20 protein-coding genes are annotated in these 24,360 nt (G+C 67.1%); 14 read left to right on the plus strand and 6 right to left on the minus strand.

Going from position 1 to position 24,360, the window contains the following annotated elements:
- Positions 1 to 16: 16 nt before the first annotated feature.
- The 7 genes from trpA to BUB20358_RS02620 all read left to right on the plus strand — a co-directional run bounded on the left by trpA (position 17) and on the right by BUB20358_RS02620 (position 7,557).
- A complete protein-coding gene (gene trpA / locus BUB20358_RS02590) occupies positions 17 to 832 on the plus strand; it encodes a tryptophan synthase subunit alpha (protein ID WP_035975134.1) in 816 nt (271 codons plus the stop codon).
- Between the two features lie 62 nt (positions 833 to 894).
- The gene (accD, locus tag BUB20358_RS02595) at positions 895 to 1,767 is read left to right on the plus strand and encodes an acetyl-CoA carboxylase, carboxyltransferase subunit beta (RefSeq protein ID WP_035973727.1); all 873 of its coding nucleotides are present in this window, start codon (positions 895 to 897) and stop codon (positions 1,765 to 1,767) included.
- Positions 1,768 to 1,866: 99 nt separating this feature from the next.
- Complete coding sequence (gene folC, locus BUB20358_RS02600) at positions 1,867 to 3,177, plus strand: bifunctional tetrahydrofolate synthase/dihydrofolate synthase (protein ID WP_006765550.1); 1,311 nt, start codon at positions 1,867 to 1,869, stop codon at positions 3,175 to 3,177.
- Positions 3,178 to 3,206: 29 nt separating this feature from the next.
- Positions 3,207 to 4,049 carry an SPOR domain-containing protein gene (locus BUB20358_RS02605; protein ID WP_035973729.1) on the plus strand — a complete coding sequence of 281 codons (843 nt, stop codon included), beginning with the start codon at positions 3,207 to 3,209 and terminating at the stop codon, positions 4,047 to 4,049.
- A gap of 6 nt (positions 4,050 to 4,055) precedes the next feature.
- Positions 4,056 to 4,550 carry a CvpA family protein gene (locus BUB20358_RS02610; RefSeq protein ID WP_006765552.1) on the plus strand — a complete coding sequence of 165 codons (495 nt, stop codon included), beginning with the start codon at positions 4,056 to 4,058 and terminating at the stop codon, positions 4,548 to 4,550.
- 52 nt (positions 4,551 to 4,602) lie between these two features.
- Positions 4,603 to 6,135, plus strand: a complete 1,533-nt coding sequence (purF, locus tag BUB20358_RS02615) for an amidophosphoribosyltransferase (protein WP_006765553.1) — start codon at positions 4,603 to 4,605, stop codon at positions 6,133 to 6,135.
- 231 nt (positions 6,136 to 6,366) lie between these two features.
- On the plus strand, positions 6,367 to 7,557 hold the full coding sequence (locus tag BUB20358_RS02620; RefSeq protein ID WP_006765554.1) for an O-succinylhomoserine sulfhydrylase: 1,191 nt from the start codon (positions 6,367 to 6,369) through the stop codon (positions 7,555 to 7,557).
- Positions 7,558 to 7,714: 157 nt separating this feature from the next.
- Here BUB20358_RS02620 and BUB20358_RS02625 read toward each other — a convergent pair whose 3' ends face one another.
- From BUB20358_RS02625 to BUB20358_RS02635, 3 genes are read right to left on the minus strand one after another with little or no spacing between them, the layout of a single operon-like run.
- Entirely contained in the window at positions 7,715 to 8,686 is a 972-nt protein-coding gene (locus BUB20358_RS02625; protein ID WP_006765555.1) for an NAD-dependent epimerase/dehydratase family protein, read from the minus strand.
- Positions 8,673 to 9,719 carry a GDP-mannose 4,6-dehydratase gene (gmd, locus tag BUB20358_RS02630; protein WP_006765556.1) on the minus strand — a complete coding sequence of 349 codons (1,047 nt, stop codon included), beginning with the start codon at positions 9,717 to 9,719 and terminating at the stop codon, positions 8,673 to 8,675. Before gmd ends, BUB20358_RS02625 begins: the two co-directional genes overlap by 14 nt.
- A gap of 36 nt (positions 9,720 to 9,755) precedes the next feature.
- The gene (locus BUB20358_RS02635) at positions 9,756 to 10,820 is read right to left on the minus strand and encodes an acyltransferase family protein (protein ID WP_006765557.1); all 1,065 of its coding nucleotides are present in this window, start codon (positions 10,818 to 10,820) and stop codon (positions 9,756 to 9,758) included.
- Positions 10,821 to 10,899: 79 nt separating this feature from the next.
- Here BUB20358_RS02635 and BUB20358_RS02640 point away from each other — a divergent pair, with 79 nt between their 5' ends.
- The 4 genes from BUB20358_RS02640 to BUB20358_RS02655 all read left to right on the plus strand — a co-directional run bounded on the left by BUB20358_RS02640 (position 10,900) and on the right by BUB20358_RS02655 (position 17,484).
- Positions 10,900 to 11,175, plus strand: a complete 276-nt coding sequence (locus BUB20358_RS02640; RefSeq protein WP_128567361.1) for a hypothetical protein — start codon at positions 10,900 to 10,902, stop codon at positions 11,173 to 11,175.
- A gap of 118 nt (positions 11,176 to 11,293) precedes the next feature.
- Positions 11,294 to 13,510: an NHL repeat-containing protein gene (locus BUB20358_RS02645; protein ID WP_105773920.1), complete on the plus strand. Its 2,217-nt coding sequence runs from the start codon at positions 11,294 to 11,296 to the stop codon at positions 13,508 to 13,510.
- Between the two features lie 39 nt (positions 13,511 to 13,549).
- A complete protein-coding gene (locus BUB20358_RS02650) occupies positions 13,550 to 15,016 on the plus strand; it encodes a flippase (protein WP_035973731.1) in 1,467 nt (488 codons plus the stop codon).
- Positions 15,013 to 17,484 carry a glycosyltransferase family 4 protein gene (locus BUB20358_RS02655; protein ID WP_035973733.1) on the plus strand — a complete coding sequence of 824 codons (2,472 nt, stop codon included), beginning with the start codon at positions 15,013 to 15,015 and terminating at the stop codon, positions 17,482 to 17,484. Before BUB20358_RS02650 ends, BUB20358_RS02655 begins: the two co-directional genes overlap by 4 nt.
- 219 nt (positions 17,485 to 17,703) lie before the next feature.
- Here the strand turns inward: BUB20358_RS02655 and BUB20358_RS02660 are convergent, their stop codons facing one another.
- Positions 17,704 to 18,879 (minus strand): acyltransferase family protein, encoded by a 1,176-nt coding sequence (locus tag BUB20358_RS02660; RefSeq protein ID WP_006765559.1) that lies wholly within the window; start codon positions 18,877 to 18,879, stop codon positions 17,704 to 17,706.
- Positions 18,880 to 19,098: 219 nt separating this feature from the next.
- On the opposite strand from BUB20358_RS02660, the gene BUB20358_RS02665 reads away from it, so the two are divergent.
- Together BUB20358_RS02665 and galU are read left to right on the plus strand one after the other, a co-directional pair.
- Positions 19,099 to 19,242, plus strand: coding sequence for a hypothetical protein (locus tag BUB20358_RS02665; RefSeq protein ID WP_165802986.1), 144 nt, complete (start codon positions 19,099 to 19,101; stop codon positions 19,240 to 19,242).
- A 228-nt stretch (positions 19,243 to 19,470) separates the two neighbouring features.
- Positions 19,471 to 20,358, plus strand: a complete 888-nt coding sequence (galU, locus tag BUB20358_RS02670; RefSeq protein WP_006765561.1) for a UTP--glucose-1-phosphate uridylyltransferase GalU — start codon at positions 19,471 to 19,473, stop codon at positions 20,356 to 20,358.
- Positions 20,359 to 20,777: 419 nt separating this feature from the next.
- Here the strand turns inward: galU and BUB20358_RS02675 are convergent, their stop codons facing one another.
- Positions 20,778 to 21,896, minus strand: a complete 1,119-nt coding sequence (locus tag BUB20358_RS02675) for an acyltransferase family protein (protein ID WP_006765562.1) — start codon at positions 21,894 to 21,896, stop codon at positions 20,778 to 20,780.
- A gap of 256 nt (positions 21,897 to 22,152) precedes the next feature.
- Between BUB20358_RS02675 and BUB20358_RS02680 the strand changes: the two genes are divergently transcribed.
- Positions 22,153 to 22,599, plus strand: coding sequence for an HU family DNA-binding protein (locus BUB20358_RS02680; protein ID WP_035973734.1), 447 nt, complete (start codon positions 22,153 to 22,155; stop codon positions 22,597 to 22,599).
- Between the two features lie 1,282 nt (positions 22,600 to 23,881).
- On the opposite strand, the gene BUB20358_RS02685 is transcribed toward BUB20358_RS02680, so the two are convergent.
- Positions 23,882 to 24,355, minus strand: a complete 474-nt coding sequence (locus tag BUB20358_RS02685; RefSeq protein WP_006765564.1) for a VOC family protein — start codon at positions 24,353 to 24,355, stop codon at positions 23,882 to 23,884.
- Positions 24,356 to 24,360: the final 5 nt, after the last annotated feature.

A 24,360-nucleotide genomic window follows, 5' to 3' on the forward strand; every position in this document is an offset into this window, starting at 1 on the left:
CAGGAAAAACATCGCCATGTCCCGTATTCAGCAGACCTTTGCCGCGCTCGCCGAACAAGGCCGAAAGGGCCTGATCCCGTTCATCACCGCCGGCGACCCCGATCCCGCGAAGACCGTCGAATTCATGCATGCGCTCGCCGAAGGCGGCGCCGACGTGATCGAACTCGGCGTGCCGTTCTCGGACCCGATGGCCGACGGTCCGGTGATCCAGCGTTCGTCGGAACGCGCGCTCGCGCGCGGCGTCACGCTCAGAAGCGTGCTCGCCGACGTGAAGCGCTTTCGCGAGACCGACCGGAAAACGCCCGTCGTGCTGATGGGCTATGCGAACCCGATCGAGCGGATCGGCGTCGACGCTTTCGCGGCCGAAGCGCACGCGGCCGGCGTCGACGGCGTGCTCGTCGTCGACTATCCGCCGGAAGAGGCGGCCGCGTTCGCCGAAACGATGCGTGCCGCGCAGATCGATCCGATCTTCCTGCTCGCGCCGACGTCGACCGACGAGCGCATCGCGGAGGTCGGCAAGATCGCGAGCGGCTACGTGTACTACGTGTCGCTCAAGGGCGTGACCGGCGCCGGAAATCTGGATGTTTCGAGCATTGCGGGTAAAATCCCGGCCATCAAGTCGCGCGTGCCGGTTCCGGTGGGCGTCGGCTTCGGCATCCGCGACGCCGACACGGCGCGCGCGGTGGCCGAGGTGTCCGACGCGGTCGTGATCGGCAGCCGCCTGGTGCAGCTGCTCGAAAGTGCTGCGCCGGAGAGCGCCGCCGCCGCGCTGAAGGCGTTCATCGCCGAGCTGCGCACCGCGCTGGACGGCGCGGGCAGCACGGCGCGATAAACACAACAGCAAGCGGGAACGGGCCGTTCGGCCCGCCCCGCCACGGAACAGGAAACCATACGATGAGCTGGCTCGACAAACTGTTGCCGCCGAAGATCAAGCAGACCGATCCGAAAAGCCGCAAGGGCATTCCGGAAGGCTTGTGGGTCAAGTGCCCGTCCTGCGAGGCCGTGCTGTACCGCAACGACGTGGACGCGAACCTGCACGTGTGCCCGAAGTGCGATCACCACATGCGCATCGGTGCACGCGAGCGCCTGGACGCGCTGCTCGATCCGGAAGGCCGCTACGAGATCGGCCAGGAAGTGCTGCCGGTGGACTCGCTGAAGTTCAAGGACAGCCGCAAGTATCCGGACCGCCTGAAGGAAGCGATGGACGAAACGGGCGAGACCGACGCGATGGTCGTGATGGGCGGTGCGATCCACACGCTGCCGGTCGTGGCCGCGTGCTTCGAGTTCTCGTTCATGGGCGGCTCGATGGGTTCGGTCGTCGGCGAGCGTTTCGCACGCGGCGCGCAGAACGCGCTCGAGCAGCACGTGCCGTTCATCTGCTTCACCGCGTCGGGCGGCGCGCGGATGCAGGAAAGCCTGCTGTCGCTGATGCAGATGGCGAAGACCACCGCAATGCTGACCAAGCTCGCCGAAGCGAAGCTGCCGTTCATCTCGGTGCTGACCGACCCGACGATGGGCGGCGTGTCCGCGAGCTTCGCGTTCCTCGGCGACGTCGTGATCGCCGAGCCGAAGGCGCTGATCGGCTTCGCGGGCCCGCGCGTGATCGAGCAGACGGTTCGCGAGAAGCTGCCGGAAGGCTTCCAGCGTGCCGAGTTCCTGCTGAAGACGGGCGCGATCGACATGATCGTCGACCGTCGCAAGATGCGCGACGAGATCGCACAGCTGCTCGCGCTGCTGCAGCGCCAGCCGGCCGACGCGCTGGCCTGAGCGCAGCGGCCGTGAATCGCGCGCGTCGCCCGGCTTCGATGTCGGGCGGCGCGCTTCGTTTTTTGGCGTAGTGTGTCGTACCGATTCAGATTTGATCCGATGAGCACTTTTCCCACTCTCGATGCGTGGCTTTCGCATCTCGAACGCGCGCACCCGGTCGGCATCGACATGGGCCTCACGCGCATCGGCAAGGTGAAGGCGGCGCTGCAGCTCGACTTCGCGTGTCCGGTGATCACGGTCGGCGGCACGAACGGCAAAGGCTCGACCTGCGCGTTCCTCGAGACGATCCTCGTGCGCGCGGGCTACAAGGTCGGCTGCCACACGTCGCCGCACCTGCTCGAATTCAACGAGCGCGCGCGCGTGAACGGGCAAACGGTGAGCGACGCCGAGCTGCTGCCGCATTTCGAGGCCGTCGAAGCCGCGCGCACGTCGCTGCCCGAACCCGTATCGCTCACGTACTTCGAATTCACGACGCTCGCGATCCTGCATCTGTTCGCATCGCGCGGGCTCGACGCGGTGATCCTCGAAGTCGGCCTCGGCGGCCGGCTCGATGCGGTCAACGTGATCGACACCGATTGCGCGATCGTCACGAGCATCGACATCGACCACACCGAATATCTCGGCGATACGCGCGAGAAGATCGCGTTCGAGAAGGCCGGCATCTTCCGCGCGGGCAAGCCGGCGATCTGCGGCGATCCGGCCGCGCCGAGCACGCTGGTCGAGCATGCGCAGGCGATCGGCGCCGACCTGTGGCTCGTCGGCCGCGACTTCCGCTACGAGGCTCAGCCGGGCGCGGAGCGTCAGCAGTGGAGCTATCTCGGCCGCGACAAGCGCTATCCGGCGCTCGCGTATCCGGCGCTGCGCGGCGCGAATCAGCTGATCAACGCGTCGGCGGCGCTGGCCGCGCTCGAAGCGTTGCGTCCGCAACTGCCGGTGTCCGCGCAGGACATCCGGCTCGGGCTCGCGAACGTCGAGCTGCCGGGGCGCTTCCAGGTGCTGCCCGGCAAGCCGGCGATCGTGCTCGACGTCGCGCACAACCCGCATGCGGCGGCCGTGCTCGAGCAGAATCTCGGCAACATGGGCTTTTTCCCGTACACGTACGCGGTGTTCGGCGCGATGCACGACAAGGACATCGACGGCGTACTGCGGCATCTGAAAGGCGAGATCGACCACTGGTGCGTGACCGATCTGCCGCTGCCGCGCGCGGCGAGCGCGGAGCAGCTCGAAGCTGCGCTGCGCAAGGCGGGCGTCGAAGACGGGCCGGATTCGAGCGTGACGCGCTTCGCAGCGCCGGCCGACGCGTTTCGCGATGCACTAAAAAGAGCATCCGAGAATGATAGAATCGTGGTTTTCGGCAGTTTCCATACGGTGGCGGGTGTGATGGCCTATCGTAAATCGCAGCAACACTGACTGACGGGCAGTTTCGGACTCAGCCATTCATGGGAATTTTCTCGTTCGGCAAGAAAGACGACGACGCGCCCACCCGGCGTGGCGGTCGTACCGGGGCCTCCCGGAACGTGCGTACGGAGCGCACTGAACGCGTCGAGCGACGCTCGCGCCGCACCGAGCGTCCGGAGTCGGACGCGCTGCTCCTCGATCCGACCCTCCCAGAAAAGCAACGCGCGCGCCGCCGCCTCGTCGGCGCGATCGCCCTCGTCGTGGCTGCGGTCGTCGTGCTGCCGATGGTGCTCGATTCGCACCCGAAGCCGGTAACCGACGATATCGCAATCGACATCCCGAATCGGCCTGCGCATCAGGCAGTCGCGCCGCGCGACGACGACGCGGACGTGCAGGCAGGCGTCGCACACGACGAACCGCCGGCGTCCGATGCAGCGATCGCGGCCGCACCGAAGGAGGCCGCGAAGCCGGCCGCCAAACCCGATACGACCACCACGGCGAACGCGACGCCGGCGAAGCCCGCAGCGCCTCAACAGGCCGCACCGAAGCCGACGACGCCGAAGCCGGCCACGCCTACGCCGGCCGCACCGAAGCTCGCGCCGCCGGCGGTCGCGAACGCCGACGCAGCGGCGGACAGCGGCGACGCATCGTCGTCGGCTTCGGCCGGCGCACGTTTCGCGGTGCAGCTCGGTTCGTTCAAGGATGACGCGGCGGCCCGTTCATGGGCGGCCAAATTGAAATCGGCGGGTGTGCCCGCATATGTCGAGCACCGCAAGCAGGCGGACGGCAGCACGGCTACACTGTTGCGTGCGGGTCCGTTCGCCGACCGCGCGGCGGCGTCCGCCGCGATCGCGAAGGTGCGCGAAGCCGGGCTCACGCAGTAACGCACGATGCTGACCGCTTTCGACTACGCTGTATTGGCGGTGATCGCGTTGTCGGCGCTGCGTGGCGCGTGGCGCGGCTTCGTGTCCGAGATTTTCGGGCTGATTGGCTGGATCGCGGCGATCGTGATCGCGAGCCGCTACGTCGGGCTCGTCGTGCCGTACGTTCCGGCGAACTGGCCGGGCGGTGCGCTCACGCAATGGGTGATCGCGTTCGCGCTGCTCGTGATCGGCGTCGTGTTCGTCGCCGGTGTCGCGAACGCGCTGCTGTCGCGAATCGCGCAGGCGACCGGCCTCGGCGGCGTCGATCGCTCGCTGGGCATGATGTTCGGCCTCGTGCGCGGCTGTGTGCTGGTGGTGCTGCTCGTCGCGGCAGCGGGGCTGACCGAACTGCCCAAACAGGATTTCTGGCGCAATGCGCTATTGCGTCCCATCGCCGAACAGGGCGTGCACGAGCTGAAGCAGCTTCTGCCCGACGGCATGGCCCAGTACGTACGCGTGTGACGGCGCGCGTCGGGCAGGACGGAACCGATTTTGTCATCTTGAAGGACATGCCATGTGCGGCATCGTAGGCGTTATCTCCCAATCCCCGGTCAACCAGCTGATCTATGACAGCCTGCTGCTTCTGCAGCATCGCGGTCAGGACGCGGCGGGCATCGCGACGGCGGACGGCAGCAATTTCCACATGTACAAGGCGAACGGCATGGTGCGCGACGTGTTCCGCACGCGCAACATGCGCAGCCTGCCCGGCACGTTCGGCATCGGCCAGGTTCGCTATCCGACGGCCGGCTCCGCGTCGAGCGAAGCCGAGGCGCAGCCGTTCTACGTGAACGCGCCGTTCGGGATCATCCTCGCGCACAACGGCAACCTGACGAACTGGGAACAGCTGAAGGACGAGATGTTCCGGATCGACCGCCGGCACATCAACACGAACTCCGACAGCGAAGTGCTGCTCAACGTGTTCGCGCACGAACTGCAACTGTCGACCACAGGCCTCGAGCTCGATCCGGCCGCGCTGTTCAAGGCCGTCGCGGGCGTTCATCGCCGGCTGCAGGGCTCGTATGCGATCGTGTCGCTGATCGCCGGCTACGGGCTCGTCGCGTTCCGCGATCCGTTCGGCATCCGCCCGCTGTGCATCGGCAAGCTCGAGACCGAGAACGGCACCGAGTGGATGGTCGCGTCGGAATCGGTGGCGGTCGAAGGGATCGGCTTCGAGTTCGTGCGCGACGTGCAGCCGGGCGAAGCGATCTTCATCGACAAGAACGGCAATTTCCACAGCCAGCAGTGCGCCGAGCATCCGACGCTCAATCCGTGCATGTTCGAATACGTGTATCTCGCGCGTCCGGATTCGTGCCTCGACGGCGTGCCCGTCTACAATGTGCGCCTGCGCATGGGCGACTATCTCGCCGAGAAGATCAAGCGCGAGCTGCCGAACGTGCCGATCGACGTCGTGATGCCGATTCCCGATTCGTCGCGTCCGGCCGCGATGCAGGTCGCCGCGAAGCTCGGCGTCGAGTATCGCGAAGGCTTCTTCAAGAACCGCTACGTCGGCCGTACGTTCATCATGCCGGGTCAGGCGGTGCGCAAGAAGTCGGTGCGCCAGAAGCTGAACGCGATGAGCATCGAGTTCAAGGACAAGAACGTGCTGATCGTCGACGATTCGATCGTGCGCGGCACGACGTCGCACGAAATCGTGCAGATGGCGCGCGATGCGGGCGCGAAGTCGGTGATCTTCGCGTCGGCGGCGCCGCCGGTGAAGTTCCCGAACGTGTACGGGATCGACATGCCGACGCGCGGTGAACTCGTCGCGCACGGTCGCAGCGACGACGAAGTCGCGAAGATCATCGGCGCCGACTACCTGATCTATCAGGACGTCGACGATCTGCGCCGTGCGGTGCGCGACATCAACCCGAAGCTCGAGCGCTTCGAGGCGTCGTGCTTCGACGGCAACTACATCACCGGCGACGTGACGCCCGAGTATCTCGATGCGATCGAGCGTGCGCGCCTCACGCCGGCGTCGCAGGCCGATCGCGACACGGCAAGCGACACCGCGCGTTCGCAGATGAACCTGCAGCTGTCGGTCGAGTGACGCCGGCGCACGCTCTTCCGAAGCGTGCTAGGATGGCGCCTTGCGTCGATTTGATTTCAGCTTGCGGACGCGGGGCAACTTCCCGAAACAGCTAAAGCGAAGGCCGGCGGCAGCCGGCCCGAGTCGATCGCTGTCGTACCGCACCGAAGCCCGCTGATGCCGATGCATAGCGGGCTTTTTGTTTGGCCGGGTCGCGCGCGCCGCGCGGCCATCGAATACGGATAACGGAACATGGACGACTCCCTGAACTTCGACACGCTTGCCGTGCGTGCCGGCACGCTGCGCACCGACTTCAACGAGCACGCGGAAGCGCTGTTCCTCACGTCGAGCTTCTGCTTCGACAGTGCGGCGCAAGCGGCCGAGCGCTTCGCGAATTCCGAAGACTATTTCACCTATTCGCGCTTCACGAATCCGACCGTCACCATGTTCCAGGAGCGTCTCGCGGCGCTCGAGGGCGGCGACGCGTGCATCGCGACCGCGTCCGGGATGGCCGCGATCATGTCGGTCGTGATGTCCGCGTTGCAAGCGGGCGATCACCTCGTCAGCTCGCGCAGCCTGTTCGGCTCGACGCTCGGGATGTTCTCGCAGATCTTCAGCAAGTTCGGAATCGCGACGACGTTCGTCGATCCGACCGACCTGAACGCATGGCAGCAAGCCGTGCGGCCGGAAACGAAGATGTTCTTCCTCGAGACGCCGTCGAATCCGTTGACCGAGCTCGCCGACATCGAAGCGATCGGCAAGATCGCGAAGGCCGCGAACGCGCTGTTCGTCGTCGACAACTGCTTCTGCAGCCCGGTGCTGCAGCAGCCGCTGAAGCTCGGCGCGGACGTCGTGATGCACTCGGCGACGAAGTTCCTCGACGGCCAGGGCCGCGTGCTCGGCGGCGCGCTGGTCGGCTCGAAGGAATTCATCATGGGCAAGGTGTTCCCGTTCGTGCGCAGCGCGGGCCCGACGCTGTCCGCATTCAACGCGTGGGTGCTGCTGAAGGGAATGGAGACGCTGTCGTTGCGCGTCGAGAAGCAATCGGCGAATGCGCTCGAAATCGCACGCTGGCTCGACACGCATCCGGCCGTCGCGCGCGTGTTCTATCCGGGGCTCGAGTCGCACCCGCAGCACGCGCTCGCGAAGCGTCAGCAGAAGGCGGGCGGTGCGATCGTGTCGTTCGAGGTGAAGGGCGACACGCCCGAGCAGCAGCGCGCGAACGCATGGCGCGTGATCGACGGCACGAAGCTGATCTCGATCACCGGCAACCTCGGCGACACGCGCACGACGATCACGCATCCGGCGACCACGACGCACGCGCGCATCACGCCGGAAGCGCGTGCGGCGGCGGGCATCACCGAAGGGCTGATCCGGCTCGCGGTCGGCCTCGAGCACGCGGGCGACCTGCGCAACGATCTCGCGCGCGGTCTGGGCGGCTGAGCGCGGCGTCGGATCCCCTAATCGAAACGAGCCGTTCGCACCGGCAGGCGCCGGGCGAACGGCTCGTTCGTTTTGTGTCGGGCGGATATCCGCGATCGGCGATCGCAGGCGCCGGTGCCGCACAGCGCAGCGACATGTCGCGCTGCCGCGTACCGTTTCAATCGCGTGAGTCGAGCGTGCCCGCACGTTCGCCGCGCATCGCATCCATCATCCAGCGCAGCGTTGCGTCGAGCGGCGTCAGCGGCAGTTCGCCCACCGCGCGTCGCAGCTTGTCGCGCGACCCGCTCAGGCGCTTCACTTCGTTGTCCCGCACGAAGCGCGGATCGATCGTCACGTCGATCACGTAGCCGGCGATGCGCGACAGCATCGCCAGCACTTCCTTCAGCGAATACGCGCGCTCCGAGCACACGTTGAACGTCTCGCCGGCCGGCGCCGCTTCGATCAGCTTCAGGTACGCGGCCGCGACGTCGCGCACGTCGGAGAAGTCGCGGCTGACGTCGAGATTGCCGAGCGAGATGCGCGGTTCGTTGCGCGCGTAGTGTGCGACGAGCTTCGGCAGCAGAAACGCTTCGCTCTGGCCGACGCCCGTGTAGTTGAACGGCCGCGCGATCACGATCGGCAGCTTGTCGGCCCACAGCTTCGCCGCATATTCCATCGCGAGCTTGCTGACCGCGTAGTCGTTCGCCGGCGCGGGCGGCGTAGTTTCGTCGAGCACGCCGGCCGTCGAGTTGCCGTACACGTTCGCGCTGCTCGCGAGCAGCACGGCCGACGGCCGGCGGTCGAGCCCCGCGAGCGCGGCGAGCAGGTTGCGTGTGCCGGTGATGTTGACCGCGTACGTGAGCGACGGCTCGTCCTGCGCGACGTGCGCACGCGCGGCGAGATGGACGACCGCATCGGGCCGCGCGTCGGCGGCGGCCGCGCGCAGCGCGTTCGCGTCGAGCAGGTCGACCGGCAGCAGCGTGCATGCGGCGAACGCCGGATCGTCGACGTGCGGCGCGCCGGGCGCCACGGTGCCCCACACTTCGTAGCCGGCCGCGTGCAGATGTTGCGCGAGGTAGCGGCCGGTGAAGCCGGTCAGCCCGGTGACGAACGCGCGGCGCGACGTTCGCCCGGCATCAGAACGTGTCATGGTGGCGATTCCGCGTCAAATCCGCTTCGACCATCATCTGGCAAAGTTGTTCGAGCGTCGTCTTCGGCTCCCAGCCGAGCTTCGATTTGGCCTTGTCCGCGCAGCCGATCAGCAGATCGACTTCGGCCGGACGGTAGAACTTCGGATTCACTTCGACGAGCACGTCGCCGGTCGCCGCATCGAGCCCGCGCTCCTGTTCGCCCTTGCCGGTCCATTCGATCTGATAGCCGGCGGCCGCGAACGCCATCCGCACGAAGTCGCGCACGGTTTCGGTGCGGTTGGTGGCCAGCACGTAGGTGTCCGGCTCGTTCGCCTGCAGCATCCGCCACATGCCTTCGACGTATTCGAGCGCGAAGCCCCAGTCGCGCTTCGCGTCGAGGTTGCCGAGTTCGAGCCGCTTCGCCTTGCCGAGCTTGATCTTCGCGACGGTGTCGGTGATCTTGCGCGTGACGAACTCGCGGCCGCGCAGCGGCGATTCGTGGTTGAACAGAATCCCGCTGCAGCCGAACAGGCCGTACGACTCGCGGTAGTTCACGGTCATCCAGTGCGCGTACAGCTTCGCGACGCCGTACGGGCTGCGCGGATAGAACGCGGTCGTCTCCGTCTGCGGAATCGCCTGCACCTTGCCGAACATCTCGGATGTCGACGCCTGGTAGAAGCGCGTCTTCGGGCTCACGACGCGGATCGCCTCGAGCAGGTTCAGCGGGCCGATGCCGGTCACGTCGGCCGTCGTCGCCGGCTGGTCGAACGACACGCCGACGAAGCTCTGCGCGGCCAGGTTGTACAGCTCGTCCGGCTGCGTGCGCTCGAGCAGGCGCAGGCTGGAGCCGGCGTCGGTCAGGTCGTGCTCGACGAGCGTGAGGTTCGGGTGCGTGTCGACGCCGAGTTCGGCGATGCGCCAGAAGTTCACCGAGCTGGTGCGGCGATAGGTGCCCGTGACTTCATAGCCCTTGTCGAGCAGCAGCCTGGTCAGGTACGCACCGTCTTGCCCCGTGATCCCCGTGATGATGGCCTTTTTGCGAGTTTGGCTCATGGCAGTGTCCTGGTCGAAACGATGAAGGGAGAAAAATCAGGCGGTCGTGCGCGCGGCCGCCGGCAGCGCGGGCCGAGCGGGGCCGCGCGTCAGACGCCGTTCGAAGCCGTACCAGCTGAGCGTCGCGTACGCGAGCGTGATCGCGAGCGCGAGCGCGGCCGTGACGAAGCGGTTCAGATGCAGCGGCCACAACGCATACAGCACGCTCAGGTGGATCAGGTACACGGTGTAGCTGACGGTGCCCACATAGACGAGCATCGGGTTCGTCAGCACGCGCTGCACGAGGCCGCGCCCGCGCAGCGCGATCACGACGATCGACGTGCACAGCAGCAGCGAGATGCTGTAGAGCGCGGCGTTCGACAGCGGCGTGTTCGCCGCGCGAAAGCGCGGAAACGACAGATGCAGCCAGCCGAGGATCGCGAGCGACACGAGCGCGCCGACGATCGCGAGCGGATAGAACGGCTCCAGCGCACGCCGGTCGCGACGCAGCACGACCGCGAGCAGCGCGCCGGCGGCGAGCAGATCCATCCGGAACGGCGTCAGGTAGTAGATCGGCCAGAACGAATCGAACCACGGCGTCGCGATCGCGCGCAGCACCGGCGCGGCGACGATCAGCGCGGCCGCGACCCACGGCAGTGCGCGCTCCGAGCACCACAGCACGACGAACGGCCAGAAGATGTAGAACTGCTCCTCGACGGCCAGCGACCACAGCACGTCCAGGCTGTCGTGGCCGATGCTGCCGAGCGACAGCCCGATATTGGTCGAGAAGAACGCGAACCACGGCCAGTGCGGCACCCAGCTCGCGCCGAACAGGATCGTCGACACGACGAGCAGCAGCACGTACGGCGGCAGGATCCGGCGCACGCGTCGCGCGTAGAAATGGCTGAAGTACGACTGTCCGCGCGCCTTGCGATCGAGCAGGATGCCGGTGATCAGCAGCCCGCTCAGCACGAAGAACAGATCGACGCCCATCCACAGCGGCGCCTTCAGCGCGTGCTGCAGGAACACGGCGCCGACCGCGATCGCGCGCAGGCCGTCGAGCTGCACGATGCGGCCGTGCTGCGGCGGCGCGAGGTCGGCCGGTTGCGACGGCGCGGTCATCGCGGCGCTCCCGCGCGCCGGGCGGCGCGTGCGGCCGCGCGTCGCGCATTCGATGCGTGAACGTAATGCATGCGTCTGAATGGAATATGAAATCGAAATCGATTCTAGGGAAAAGAAATCGGCAAAAAAACGCATGCGATTTATCGGCTTGAGAGGATTTCGACGCGCCGCGTATCGATTCCGGATCGAAAGGTTCGTCGGCTGCATGCCGCGCCGCGCGGTCGCGCGCGGCATTTTCTACGGATCGTCGCGGCAGAAAGCGGTCGTTATTGCCGTATCTGCCGGCCCTTTCACGCTCGTTCCGGCGCGATATTTCACGCAGAAACATCCCCAAATATTTCCAAATTTCTTGTGATTATTTTTGCTTGTAACCTGCATCGCGACGTTTGAAACCCATTTAGCGGCAGGACATTCCGCGGCCGGCATTCGGCCGCGGCGGCCCGTTGCTTTCGCATCGAGTCTGGAGAAGCGCATTGCGACGTCTGATTCTGGTTGGCATCACGGTAGGCGCGGCGCTGGCGGCGGGCGCCGCACCGGCCGAAACGGTGTTGCCCGCGACGACGTCGTGGATCGGCAACACGTTCGGCTATGGCGACGGCACGTGGACGCAGATCGACATCCGCGCGATCGCGGTCACGCCCGACGGCAAGGTGTATACGAATGCGCCGTGGGACGAGAGCGGCGCGGAAGCGAGCGTGTACAAGGACGGCAAGATGCTCGGCTTCGCCGGCGGCACGCACGGCTGGGGCAATCTCGGCGGCAATGCGATCGCGGTGAACGGCAAGTACGCGTATGTCGCGATCGGCGTCGGCAACGAGCGCGGCCATCTGCAGTCGCCCGGCATCTGGCCGGACAAGGGCAAGCAGTGGTTCGGCATTTCGCGCCGCGCGATCGGCGACATGAAGCAGCCCGCGCCGTTTCGCGCGGCGCCGCCGGTCGCGCCGGGCGGGCGCGCCGACGCGGGCCGCGCGCGGATGGCCGCGAGCTTCATGGTGGTCAACGAGGTGCCGGCCGCCGCGAAGCAGGACGTCGGCGAGCTGAAGGCGGAAGTGGGCGGCCTCGCGGCTGACGACAAGACGCTGTTCGCGACGAATCCGGCGCATGACGCAGTCGACGTCTACGACGCCGAAACGATGCAGAAGAAGGGCACGTGGAGCGCGCGCGAACCCGGCCGCATCGCGCTCGCGCCGGACGGCACGCTGTGGCTGCTCACCGACACGCTGCATGGTCCGGCGCATCTCGCGCACGTGCGCGCGGACGGCCGCAGGATCGACGACGCGCCCGCGCTGCCCGACGGCACCGACGCGGTCGACGTGGCGGTCGACGCGAAGGGCCGCGTGCTCGTCGCCGACAACGGGCCGCGCCAGCAGATCCTGATCTTCTCGAAAGGCGCGAACGGCTATGCGCAGTCCGGCACGCTGGGCGAGCGCGGCGGCATCTTCGCGGGCCCGGTGCCGGGCCGCCCGGGGCCGCAGCGCTTCAACGGGCTGACCGGCGTCGGCGTCGATCGCGACGGCAACGTCTACGTCGCGATGAACGGAATCGGGCCGCGCCACGACACGATCGGTGCAGGGCTCGGCGCGGTGCTCGAAAGCTACACGCCGGACGGCAAGCTGCGCTGGCAGGTGCAGGGGCTGCTGTTCGTCGACGGCGCGTGGCTCGATCCCGCGCGGCCGAACAGCGTGTACACCGGCAACAAGCGCTTCGAGCTCGACCTGTCGAAGCCGCCGGGCCAGGACTGGAAATACGTCGGGTTCCTGTCGAACCGCTTCAAGTATCCGGACGATCCGGTGTTCCACACCGACCAGTGGCCGGGAATGCCGACCGCGCGCCGCGTCGACGGCCGCACGTTCCTGTACTTGACCGACATGTATGCCGATCACCTGAAGATCTACCGCTTCGACGCGAAGCGCGACGGCGAGGTCGCGATTCCGTCGGGGCTGATCGCGGGACGCGCGCGGCCGGTCGACAAGGTGCCGAACAAGCCGCCCGGCGGCGACTGGATGTGGCGCGACGCGAACGGCAACGGACGGCTCGACGCGGACGAGTTCGAGATCAACACGACCGGCAAGGCGAAGGCCGGCGGCTGGGGCTGGTGGATCGACGCGAACGGCGACATCTGGCGTACGAGCGACGTGCGCGGCATCCATCGGTTCCGCTACGGCGGTGTCGACAAGGCCGGCAATCCGATCTACTCGTACGACAAGGTCACGACGTATCCGATGCCGCAGCCGTTCACGCAGCTGCGCCGTGCGATCTACGAGCCGCAGACCGATTCGCTGTACGTGACCGGCTACACGGCCGACGCGCCGCCGCAGCCGGGCATCAACAAGGAAGTCGGCCGCGTGCTCGTGCGCTTCGACAAGTGGTCGAGCGGTTCGCCGGTCGCGCGCTATACGGTCGCGCTGCCGTGGCAACTCGACGCGAAGCCGATCCTCGACCTGATCGGGATCACGGTCGAGGGCCGCTACATCTTCACCGTCGAGCCGGTCGGCAAGATCCACGTGTACGACAAGGAAACCGGCAAGGAAGTGGGCGTGATGAATCCGGGCGCCGAGGTCGGCAAGGCGTCGGGCTGGGTCGACGTGCCGTTCGGCATCAGCGCGTTCCGGCGCGAGAACGGCGAATACCTGGTGTTCGTCGAGGAAGACGCGCGCGGCAAGGTGCTGATGTACCGCTGGAAACCGTAACCGGCGGCGGCGCGTCGACTCGTCGACAAGGCAGAAAGCATGGACAAACGCATACTCAAGAACGTTTCGATCAACTTCATCGGGCTGATCCTGCCGACCTTCGTATCGCTGGTGACGGTGCCCGCGTACATTCACGCGCTCGGCGTCGAACGCTACGGCGTCGTGAGCCTCGTATGGACGCTGATCGGCTATTTCGGGATCCTCGATCTCGGGATGAGCATGGCCGCGCAGAACCACATCTCGAAGGCGCTCGCGGGCGGCGACGCCGCCGAAAGCGCGCGCGTGTTCTGGAGCGCGTTCTGGCTGAACCTCGGCACCGGCATCGTCGGCGGGCTGCTGATCTATTTCGGCGCGTTCGTCTACACCGCGTATTTCACGAAGGTGTCGGCCGCGATGCAGCACGAGGTGTATCTCGCGCTGCCGTGGCTTGCGCTCGCGATTCCGCTCGCGAACGTGTCGTGGGTGTTCGCGGGCGCGATCAACGGCGCCGAGCGCTTCGGCGTGTTCAACACGAACCAGACGATCGGCACGTTCCTGTTCCAGCTGCTGCCGCTCGGCGCCGCGTGGTGGATCGCGCCGAACCTGCAGACGGTGCTCGCGGCCGCGGTCGTCGCACGGCTGATCGCGGCGGCGATGCTCGGCCACGCGAGCATCAAGGTGCTCGGCATCACGCGCATCGATCCGCCGCAATGGCGCACCGCGAAGGGGCTGTTCAACTTCGGCGGCTGGATGCTGATCGCGAGCACGACGAGCATGATCGCCGACACGCTCGACCGCGTGATGCTCGGCGCCGGCATGGGCGCGAAGTTCGTCACCTACTACACGGTGCCGCAGAACCTCGTCACGCGGCTGAACATGCTGCCGAACGCGCTGGTGCGCACGCTGTTCCCGCGGCTGTCGGCGGTCGGCCGCGACCACGCGGATACGCTCGCGCGCCAGTCGCTCGAATTCCTGAACGGCGTGTTCACGCCGGTCGGCATCGTCGCGATCTTCGCGCTCGCGCCGTTTCTCACGCTGTGGGTCGGCGCGGATCTCGCCGCGCATTCGGCGCCGGTCGGCCGGCTGCTCGTGATCGGCGTGTGGCTCGTCGGCCAGGCGAGCGTCACGCGAATCCTGATCCAGTCGCAGGTCAATCCGGCGCGTGCGGCGCTCGCCGGGCTCGTGCAGATGCCGTTCTTCGTCGGCGGCCTGTGGCTCGGCATTCATCACTTCGGGCTGATCGGCGCGGCGGCGGTCGTCGCCGTGCGCGCGCTCGTCGACTACGGCGTGCTGCTGTATCTGTCCGCGATCCGGATGCGCGCGATCGTGCTCGACATGCTCGCGCACCTCGCGTTTCTGCTCGCGAGCCTGTTTCTCGCGCACGCGTGGCCGGGGCTCGGCGAGTCGATCGCGCTGTGCGCGGTCGTGCTGGTGCTGAACGTCGCGTGGTCGCTCACGATGACGCCGGGGTTGCGCGCGCTCGTGCGCGGCCTGTTCGTCCGTCTCAATGCGAGGAAAACCGTATGAATCGCGATCTGGCGGAACACGCCGTCCTGAACGTCGCCGCGGCCGATCCGGCCGCGGCGCAACCCTTGAATGCCGACGTCGCCCTGCGCCGCGCGGATGCCGTCGGGCGGGCCGGCGCGCGCGCCGCGTCGCGCCCGCTGCGCGTCGCGATCGTCCACGACTGGCTCGTCACGTATGCGGGCGCCGAGCGCGTGCTCGAGCAGATCATCGCGTGCTTTCCGGACGCGGACCTGTTCAGCCTCGTCGATTTTCTCGACGATCGCGGGTTCGTGCGCGGCAAGCCGGTGACGACGTCGTTCATCCAGAAGCTGCCGTTCGCGCGCACCAAGTACCGCAGCTATCTGCCGCTGATGCCGCTCGCGATCGAGCAGCTCGACGTGTCCGGCTACGATCTGGTGATCTCGAGCAGCCACGCGGTCGCGAAGGGCGTGCTGACCGGCCCGGACCAGGTGCACATCAGCTACGTGCATTCGCCGATCCGCTATGCGTGGGATCTGCAGCACCAGTATCTCGAGCAATCGAACCTCACGCACGGGCCGAAGTCGCTGCTCGCGCGGCTGATCCTGCATTACATCCGCAACTGGGATACGCGCACCGCGAACGCGGTGGACGGCTTCATCGCGAACTCGGCGTTCATCGCGCGGCGCATCCGGAAGGTGTATCACCGCGATGCGGCGGTGATCTTTCCGCCGGTCGACGTCGACGCGTTCTCGCTGAACGACGCAAAAGAGGATTTCTACCTGACCGCGTCGCGGATGGTGCCGTACAAGAAGATCGACCTGATCGTCGACGCGTTCTCGCGCACGCCCGAGCGCAAGCTCGTCGTGATCGGCGACGGCCCGGAGATGCAGAAGATCCGCGCGAAGGCCGGCCCGAACGTCGAGATCATGGGCTACCAGCCGTTCGCGGTGCTGCACGACCGGATGCGGCGCGCGAAGGCGTTCGTGTTCGCGGCCGAGGAGGATTTCGGCATCTCGGTCGTCGAGGCGCAGGCGTGCGGCACGCCGGTGATCGCGTACGGCAAGGGCGGCGCGCTCGAGACCGTGCTCGATCCGCAGTCGGACGCGAATCCGACCGGACTGTTCTTCGACGAGCAGACGCCGGCGGCGATCGTCGCGGCGGTCGACGAATTCGAGCGGGCGCCGCAGCGCTTTACGCCGCGCGCGTGCCGGGCGAACGCCGAGCGGTTTTCGGCCGACACGTTCCGGCGGCGCTTTCTCGACTATGTGGAAGCCGCGCTGCCGGGCGCGACCGCGCAACGGGGCGCGGCGGTCGCGCCGCTGCCGGTCGCGCGCGGCCCGGCGACGCTCGTGCTCGACCAGAGCGGCGTGCTCGGCGGTGCGGAGCTGTCGCTGCTCGAGATCATGAAGCACATGCGCGCGAACGCGGACGTGCTGCTGTTCGACGACGGCCCGTTCCGCGCGGCGCTCGACGAGATCGGCGCGCGCGTCGATGTGGTCGATCAGGGCGCGCTCGCCGGCGTGCGCAAGCAGGGCGGCGTGTCGATGCGCGCATTGACGCAGCTCGCGGCGCTCGTGCGCGACGTCGCGCGCCGCGCGCGGCGCGCCGACGTGATCTATGCGAATACGCAGCGCGCGATGGTGGTCGGCGCGCTCGCCGGGCGGCTCGCGCGCAAGCCGGTGGTCTGGCATCTGCGCGACATCGTCAGCGACGAGCATTTCGGCCGCAAGCAGCTGCTGGCGATCAAGTACTGCGCACGGCTCGGCATCACGCGCGTGATCGCGAACTCCGATGCGTCCGCGCAGGCGTTCCGCGCGCTCACGGGCTTCACGCCGCAGCATGTCGACGTCGTGTTCAACGGCATTTCGGCCGCGCCGTTCGATGCGCTGGACGACGTCGCGCAAGCCGCGCTGCGCGCGCGCTTCGGGCTGCCGCACGATGCATGGCTGGTCGGCTCGTTCAGCCGCCTCGCACACTGGAAGGGGCAGCATCTGCTGCTCGAGGCCGCCGCGCGGCATCCCGACATGCACGTGGTGCTGGTCGGCGCGCCGTTGTTCGGCGAAGACGACTACGCGGCGCAACTGCACGCGTACGTCGCGCAGCACGGCATGCGCGAGCGCGTGCATTTCCTCGGCTTCCAGCGTGACGTCGCCGCGTGCATGAAGGCGGTCGACGTCGTCGCGCATACGTCGATCACGCCGGAGCCGTTCGGGCGCGTGATCGTCGAAGGGATGCTCGCGCGCCGGCCGGTGGTGGCCGCGCGCGCGGGCGGCGTCGTCGAGATCGTCGAGCACGGCGACAACGGCTTGCTGTGCGAGCCCGGCGACGCGACCGCGCTGGCCGATGCGCTCGCCACGCTCAAGCGCGACGCGGCGCTGCGCGAGCGGCTCGTCGCGAGCGGTCGCGTGACCGCCGTGCGCCGGTTCGGCACCGAAACCTATGTGGAGCGCGTCGAAAAGATCCTCGCGGATACGGCCAAGGCCGCGAAAGCGAAGAAGAAGCGGTAGCCGGGGAGCGTGCGCGTGCACGGCGCGCGCTCGTGAACCGACTTCTGCGGGGCGGCCCTCGCGCGGCATTGCGCTGCGCGAGGGTTTTGTTTTGGCGGGGATCGCGTGCGATCGCGTGACCGTGCGATGGGCATGCGCGTGCGGCGTACGCGCGGGCCGCAAAAAAAGCCGCACGGCGCGTGCGCCGTGCGGCGGCTTCTGCCGGCCGAAGCGTCGCGCTCAGGCCGGCTGTTCAGGCGCCGGCGCGGCGACGCGGGTCGTGCGCGTCGGCTTCAGGCTCGCCGACCACGTCATCGCCGGGCGTTCGAACAGCCGGTAGAACAGATACGCGACCGGAATCGCGACGGCCATGAACGCGAACGACGGCCAGATCGACAACTGCAGTTCCGAGCGGAACAGCACCGATCCGAGACACACGAACAGCGGCAGGTGGATCAGGTACAGCGAATAGCTGAAGTCGCCGAACCAGCCGAGCACGCGCAGCAGCGGCGTCGGTCGCGGCGGGCACGCGAGCGCGCGGTACAGGAAGCACGCGAAGCCGGCCGCCCACAGCTGGAACGCGCCGTATTGACCGAAGTGGAACGCGCCGCAGCCGGCGGCCAGCAGCACGACCGCCGCGACGGTCCACGCGCGCGACGGCGCGCCGGCCGCGGCGTGCGCGGGCTGCGCGCGTACGTCGGCGATCCACGCGCCGATCGTCCACGACAGCCAGTACGACGTGAAGAACTGCAGGTCGTGCCGTTCGAGCAGCCACGCGGACGCGACGTTGACCGCTGCGACGGCCGCGACCACGGCCGGCATTCCGACGCGCCGGCGCAGCGCGAACAGCAGCGGATAGATCGCGTAGAACTGCACCTCGAGCGACAGCGTCCACAGTGCGCCGTTGGATCCGTACGTGTAGCCGGCGACACCCTGCAGCGAGAACAGGTTCACGAGGAACGCGGCGAGCCCGATGTCGCGGATCTTGTGGCTGACCGGTTCGATCTGCAGGCTCACCGCGTCGAGCGCGAGCGTGAACAGCAGCGCGGCGAGCAGCACCGGATAGATGCGCGCGAAACGACGCGCCCAGAAGTTCGGTGCGTCCAGCCGGTACGCCGGGTCGGCCGCGAGCTTGAGCGCCGCGTTGCGGTGGATGCAGTAGCCGCTGATCACGAAGAAGATCGGCACGCCGGCGGAGCCCCACGCGAACGGAAACGTCAGGTAGCCGACGATCACGCTCGGGTCGAGCGCATGACCGTAAGCGCGATGGAAGCTTTGCATGCCGACCCAGACGACCTGGCGGCAGTGGAAATAGGCGACGAGCAGCGCCGCGAAGCCGCGCATCGCGTCGATCACGTGTTCCTTGCGATCGGCGAGCGGCGGTGCGGCGAAAGACGATCCGCTGAAAGCTTGCATGCGATTCGGTTCCTCGAGACGGATGAACGGGAAGTCTGGCCTCATCGTAATGCGCAAGAATTCGATCAATGAATAAAAAAATCCGTTGCGGAATGAAGATATTCCGGATCGCGGTTTGCTTCGAAACGTCGAATCGGGTCCGGCATGCGCGCCCAATTATTTGCCGATTTTTTTCTGATAATTTGAAGCTTCCAGTTGATTGATGCAAGGAGCGGCAAGATGGACATGCATTGGATCGCGAGCGCCGGAGTACTGCTGGTCATGGCCGTGCTGTCGGCCTACCGCGAGGCGCTGAAGAACGAGCCGATTCGCCCGGGCGTCGAACGCGGCGGCGTGCCTCTGATCGAGGAATTCGATTCGTAAGAATTTGTATCCGGATAATCGGTAATTTGTTTCTGCTTCGGCAATGGGTTCGGCAATATCGACCGGTCGACGGATTATCTGTTTTCCGGAATCATGGGCAACGCGTCCATATCGGAAATATACGTAGCGGAATAGGCAGTGCCGTCGGTTTTCGATAGGCCGTTCGAATAACAATCGCGCCGGGTCGCCGGTCGACACGGCGCAGTCAACGCAAATCAGGATGCGAACATGTTGAAAGTCACCAAGGCCGTGTTTCCCGTTGCCGGTCTCGGCACGCGGTTCCTGCCGGCAACGAAGGCGAGCCCGAAAGAAATGCTGCCCGTCGTCGACAAGCCTTTGATTCAGTACGCGGTCGAGGAAGCGATCAACGCCGGCATCACCGAGATGATCTTCGTGACCGGGCGCAGCAAGCGTGCGATCGAGGATCACTTCGACAAGTCGTACGAGATCGAAGCGGAGCTGGAAGCGCGCGGCAAGGAGAAGCTGCTCGAGCTGGTGCGCAGCATCAAGCCGAGCCATGTCGACTGCTTCTACGTGCGCCAGCCGGAAGCGCTCGGCCTCGGCCATGCGGTGCTGTGCGCGGAAAAGCTCGTGCACGGCGAGCCGTTCGCGGTGATCCTCGCGGACGATCTGCTGCACGGCGAGCAGCCGGTGCTCAAGCAGCTCGTCGACGTGTTCGACCACTATCACAGCTCGGTGATCGGGGTCGAGACGATCGCGCGCGAGGACAGCCGCTCGTACGGCGTCGTCGAGGGCCGCGAATGGGAAGAGGACGTCATCAAGCTGTCGGGCATCATCGAGAAGCCCGCGCCGGAAGATGCGCCGTCGAACCTCGGCGTGGTCGGCCGCTACGTGTTCATGCCGACGATCTTCGATCATCTGCGCCGCCTGAAGCCGGGCGCGGGCGGCGAACTGCAGCTCACCGACGCGATCCAGTCGCTGCTCGCGAACGAACAGGTGCTCGCGTATCGCTACTACGGTACGCGTTTCGATTGCGGCAGCAAGATCGGCTATCTGAAGGCGACCGTCGAGCTCGCGCTCCAGCATCCGGAAGTGAGTCGCGAATTCGAGGCGTATCTGCGTACCTGCTTGCCCGCGCTGGCTGCCGTTGCCTGAGTAGTCGTCGCGCGCCGTTTCAGGTGGTGGTTGTTCCGTTGGCCCCGGCCGCTCGCGCGCCGGGGCTTTTTTGCGTCCCGCGTTTGCCGGCGCGCAGCAGCGTCGGCGCGCGGCCGGCTGATCGGCAGGCAGTATCGGGAGCCGGCGCAGGGAGGCGCCGGCGCGTCGCGACGGTTTCGGCCGCAGCGCGCGGTGCGCCGCGTTTGCATCGCCGTCGGCCGAGCGCGCTTGCACGATGCGCGACGCATACGACGCAAGCGCGTGGAGATTGAAACCGGTGCCGCGATGCGGGCCGCCGCGATTCGATGCGGCGCTTGTGCGGCGAAACGGCATCGGCATTCGCGCGGACGTCGGCGTGCCGCATATGCTGCGTGTGCCGCATGCGCCGCATATGCCGCCGCCGGGACGTGCGCTTTCGTTCAGCGCGTCGACGTGGTCGGTCGCGCGACGAAGTAGCGGGCGAGCCGCGCGGCGATCGGTTTCTTGAAGTCCAGCAGCCGTTTTTCCAGAAAGCGCCACGACAGGTGCGCGAGCAGCACCGCGAACATGAACTGCAGCACCTCGGGCAACGCTTCTTGCACGAACCCGGGCATCGGCACATGCGCGAACAGCGCGGGCATCGTGCCGAAGCGCGCGGGAATCAGGTTGTGGAACAGGTAGAACCCGTAGCTGATCGTGCCGAGATACACGAGCGGCGCCCAGTTCAGCAACGCGACGGCCGGATGGTCGGGTTCGGTGACGATCCACATCATCAGCGCGCCGAGCGACACGGACAGCGCGAGATCCGCGAGCGCCGCGGCCGCGGCCGACAGCGGCGTGAGCGCGGGCAGCGCGAGGAACGACACGACGCCGGCCGCGCCGAGCCAGCCGGGCGGAATCCGGCGCGCGACGGCCACGCCGTGGTCGGCGAGCGCGATCGCGCCGACGCCGCCGAGCGCGATCAGCGCGAAATTCCACGGGGAAAACGCGTAGATCAGCACCGGCGACGCGTCGCCCAGGTACAGCGCGACATGCGCGAGCGCACACACGGCGATGCCGGCGACGCCGAGCATCACGTGCCGCGCGGCCGGCACCGCGAGCAGCGTGAGCGGTGCGATCAGATAGAACTGCTGTTCGACCGCGAGGCTCCAGAAGTGCGACGTCGAGCCCGGCCAGCCGTCCTTCACGACGCCGATCCAGTAGTTCGACAGGAACGCGGCATGCCACGCGAGCCCGAGGTTCACGTCGCGCTGATAGAACAGCGCGTGCGCGATCGCGAGCGCGGCGAGCAGCAGGTAATAGACGGGAAAGATGCGCAGCGCGCGCTTCGCGAGGAACAGCGCGAGCGCGTGCCGGCGCGTCATCGTCCCGCATTCGATCGCCTGACGGTTGCGATGCAGTTCGCCGACGATCAGGAAGCCGCTGATGAAGAAGAACGTCCACACGCCGAGCTTGCCGACGTCGACTGCCAGGACGTGGCCTTTGTGGGACAGGAAAACGAGAATGACGGCGATGGCTCGCAGGCCGTCGAGTCCTTTGACGTATCTGACTTCGCGCATGAAGACATCCAGGCGTTGAGCGAGGTCAGTATAGGCGTGCAAATATCGAACGTAATTCGCGTTCGGACGTATACGTGCAGCGTTTTTCGATGCTCGAGCGTCGGCCGAGTCGGCGGCGCGCAACAAAACGTGCGGGAAACCCCGCGAAAACGCATAAAAGTACTGCACGAAGCGCCGAGGCGCTTGTAGAATCCGGCGTTGAAGCGCGCGCGTCGCGTGCTTCGTGTATCCAACGACCACACCTGGTAGGAGAAACATGGCGACTTCCGCAAAAAAGGTGGCCAAGAAGGCTGCCGCACCGGCCAAGAAAGTGGCTGCCAAAAAAGCAGCGCCCGCGAAGAAAGTAGTGGCCAAGAAGGCCGTCGCGAAGGCGCCCGCCGCCGCTCCGACGCCGCTGAAGGACAAGTTCACGAAGGCGTCGCTCGCAGCGCACATCGCTGAGCGCGCAGCCGTGGAAGTGAAGGCGGTCAAGGCAGTGCTCGCCGCACTGGAGAACGTCGTGCTGGGCTCGGTCCACAAGAAGGGCGCAGGCGAGTTCACGCTGCCGGGTCTGCTGAAGATCACGGCGCAAGTCGTGCCGGCGAAGAAGAAGCGCTTCGGCAAGGATCCGTTCACGGGCGAAGAGCGCTGGTTCCCGGCGAAGCCGGCCAGCGTGCGCGTGAAGGCACGTGCGCTGAAGAAGCTGAAGGACGCGGCTGCGTAACGCGCCGCGACGGCCGCCGCAGCCTGCCGGCGGCCGTTGCGATGTCCGACCGAAAATCCCCGTACGCGCGAGCGTGCGGGGATTTTTATTGCGCCGCGCAAAGCATGCGGGGAAAGGGGCGAAGGATCGAGGAAGCGGTTGCCGCGTGCGTTGCGTCGGCTCGCCGTTTGAAGTGGAAGCGCGATGGGGTTCGCATGATGCGGAGCATGACGGACGAGTGGTGAACGGCGCGCGCGTTCCTGCCGGAATCGTAGATGGGTCGCGCGCGGTTCTCGCGCATCGTGATCGACCGCATGTCGACGACGCGACGCGTGTGGTGCGTGCCGTTCCGTTCGGTATCTGTCGGCGGCGACAATCGCGTGCGGCAACGTCGATCTGCTCGCGAAGGCCGATTTGTTTGCCGAGCGAAGCTGTGCGGTTCGCGCGGATGCCCGATTGCGCGGATATGTCGGCGCGGTCGGAGCGCGGTGCTGCCATGCGCGTGCCCGAAGTGATCGCCGTGCAAGCGGCGACGTGACGTCATCGCGCTATCTGGGACGGCGCGAACTGCGTTCGGTTCGGCGCATGGCGGCGCCGCGACGTGCGCGCGTCGACAGCGCTATGCGTCCATCGTCGCGGGGCGATTGCGTACACGAAGCGGACGCCAAGCCGGACGCATCAGCTCGCACGCGGCCGCAATCGTCCGAGCGAATGCCCGCGGCAGGCGTCGCCGCATTCGGCGATACCCGATACCGGCACCCGACGATGCGAGCGCAATGCGAAGCCCGGCTCCCCGCAACGAACGGGATTTCGCGTTGACGCCCCGCGGAGGATTTTCAGCACGCCGGCGATTGGATGCTCGGCCGGCGATTGCGCTGCGACGTCGACTGTAGCGTTGTCCTGCGCTTTCATATCGGCGCTCGGGACGGCTTTCAGCGCGCCGGCGGTCCGCAGACCGGGCCGGCGACGGCGCGGTCGCATGAACGCTGCAGCGCCCGTGCGGCGCGCATCGAGCCGCTGATCGTGGCGGTGCGTGTCGTCGTCGTTACGACGCGTAGGCGACGACGCGATGCTCTGCGGCGACCCGGCAGCCGCATTCGTGCGCGATGCGCAGTGGCCCGTCGAGTCGCAGTGGCAGCGCGCGCGGCGACGGGCGAGCGGGCCTCGCGCTGCGCGACGCGGCCGGCGTAGCGCATGCGTCGGCGGCCGCGGCGGCGCCGCTAGCGCTTCGAGCGGACGACGCGCGCAAGCGCGCCGGCACACCCGCGCCCGACGGACGAAACTGCAGAAGCCGCCGCTTCCGTCAGCCCGCCGTGCCCGCATAAGCGGCCTTCAGCGCGGCGACGTCGAACTTCGTCATCTGCATCATCGCTTCGGCGACGCGCGCGGCCTTCACCGTATCGCGGTCGGCCATCATCGGGATCAGTTCGTCCGGAACGATCTGCCACGACACGCCGTAGCGGTCGCGGAGCCAGCCGCAACCGTCGGCCATACCGCCGTCGGCGAGCAGCGCGTTCCAGTAGCGGTCGAGCTCCGCCTGGTCCGCGCAGCTGATCATCAGCGAGATCGCGTGGTTGAACGATTCGTTGCGCGGATGGCTCATCGCGATGAACGGCTGCCCGAACAGCTCGAACTCGACCATCCGCGTGCCGCCGGTGCCGGGTACCGCGGTGACGCGCACGACGCGCGAGTCCGGGAAAATGCCTGCATAGAACGCGGCGGCTTCTTCGGCCTCGGTCGAGTACCACAGAAAAGGCGTGATCTTCTGAATCGTCATGGCGT

Origin of the sequence: Burkholderia dolosa (genome assembly GCF_902499135.1) — a bacterium.
Lineage (GTDB): Bacteria > Pseudomonadota > Gammaproteobacteria > Burkholderiales > Burkholderiaceae > Burkholderia > Burkholderia dolosa.